The sequence below is a fragment of the Pseudomonas sp. genome, assembly GCF_049590575.1.
Classification (GTDB): domain Bacteria; phylum Pseudomonadota; class Gammaproteobacteria; order Pseudomonadales; family Pseudomonadaceae; genus Aquipseudomonas.
Map to the genome: position 1 here is coordinate 1 of NZ_JBAWDE010000087.1, position 1,766 is coordinate 1,766.

2 protein-coding genes are annotated in these 1,766 nt (G+C 61.8%); one reads left to right on the plus strand and one right to left on the minus strand.

Going from position 1 to position 1,766, the window contains the following annotated elements:
* Nucleotides 1-41 precede the first annotated feature (41 nt).
* The gene (locus WBR57_RS06695; RefSeq protein WP_424083162.1) at nt 42-932 is read right to left on the minus strand and encodes a LysR family transcriptional regulator; all 891 of its coding nucleotides are present in this window, start codon (nt 930-932) and stop codon (nt 42-44) included.
* Between the two features lie 153 nt (nt 933-1,085).
* On the opposite strand from WBR57_RS06695, the gene WBR57_RS06700 reads away from it, so the two are divergent.
* Nucleotides 1,086-1,766, plus strand: a 681-nt coding sequence (locus tag WBR57_RS06700; RefSeq protein WP_424083163.1) for an aldehyde dehydrogenase family protein, incomplete at its 3' end; no start/stop codon positions are given.

Below are 1,766 nucleotides of genomic sequence, written 5' to 3' on the forward strand. Positions count from 1 at the left end.
ATGTGGGAGGGGGCTTGCCCCCGATGGCGGTATTGCAGGCACTAAATAACCTGCTCCATCATCCACTTCACAAACTCTCGCACTTTGGGCACTTCCGCCGAATGCTCGGGATAGGCCAGGTAATACGCATCCTGGCTTGGCATCGCATGCTGCCAAGGAATGACCAGCTTGCCGTCGGCCAGTTCCTCCTCCACCAGAAAACGCGGCAACAACGCCACGCCGCAGCCGACCTGGGCCGCCCGGATGCACATATAGAAGGTGTCGAAACGCGGCCCGTGGTAGCTGTGCTCGGTGTGAAAACCCTGGCTGGCGAACCAGTCATGCCAGCCCTGGGGCCGCGAGGCGTTTTGCAGCAGCACCAGGTTGCTCAGTTGCGTCGGGTCAGCGAACGGCTGCGCGGGCAGGCTTTCCGGGGCGCACACCGGCACCAGCTCTTCGCTGAACAGTTTCAGGCTTTCGGTGCCGGGGCGTGAGCCCTGGCCGAAGTAGAAAGCCATGTCGGCCTTGCCTTGCAGCAGTTCGTCCGGTTCCTGTTCGTTGCACACGTCCAGGTGGATCTGCGGGTGGCGCAGCCGCCAGCCCTTCAGGCGCGGCACCAGCCAGCGCGCGCCAAAGGTGTAGGGCGTGGACACGCGCAGCACTTCGGTCTCGCCGCCGTAGGAACGCAGGTAATGGGTGGACATCTCCACTTGCGTGAGGATTTTTCGCACTTCCACCAGGTACAAATCGCCTGCCGGGGTCATCTGCAAGCGGCGGCGCACGCGGCGAAACAGCAGGTGCTGCAGCAGTTCTTCAAGTTGCGCCACTTGTTTGCTCACCGCGCTTTGCGTGAGGTTCAGCTCCTCGGCGGCGCGGGTGAAGCTCAGGTGGCGGGTGGCGGCTTCGAAGCACTGCAGGGCAGTGATCGAGGGTAAATAGCGTTTGTTCAGCACGGCACGCCTCTTTTTATTCTTTGCATGAATAAACGGAATGATATCTCGCCTAATCGTCGTTTGTTGGCAAGTCTTCGGCCAGCTACAAATAAGCTCTGGATCGCCGTGCGTGTCGCGGTGCGATTTTTGGTTCGAAGATTGAAGGAGTGACCCATGGTTGCCGCATTGCTTGATCGTCTCGGGGTAAACCCGGCGCTGTACCAGGCGGGCAAACAGCCCGTGCATTCGCCGATTGATGGCAGCCGCATCGGCAGTGTGCACTGGGAAGGGGCTGCCGAGGTGGAGCAACAGGTCAGTCGCGCCGAGCATGCATTCGACGCCTGGCGCAAAGTGCCGGCACCGCGTCGCGGCGAGCTGGTGCGTCAGTTCGGCGACGTATTGCGCGAATACAAGGCCGACCTTGGCGAACTCGTCTCGTGGGAAGCCGGCAAGATCACCCAGGAAGGCTTGGGTGAAGTGCAGGAAATGATCGACATCTGCGACTTCGCCGTCGGCCTGTCGCGCCAGTTGTACGGCTTGACCATCGCCTCCGAGCGTCCTGGCCACCATATGCGTGAAACCTGGCACCCGCTGGGCGTGGTCGGCGTGATCAGCGCTTTCAACTTTCCGGTGGCCGTATGGGCGTGGAACACCACCCTGGCGCTGGTCTGCGGCAACGCGGTGATCTGGAAACCCTCGGAGAAAACCCCGCTCACCGCCCTGGCCTGCCAGGCGCTGTTCGAACGCGTGCTGAAAAATTTCAAGGATGCACCCGAGTACCTCAGCCAAGTAATCATCGGCGGCCGCGACGCCGGCGCAGCCTTGGTCGATGACCCGCGTGTCGCGCTGATCAGC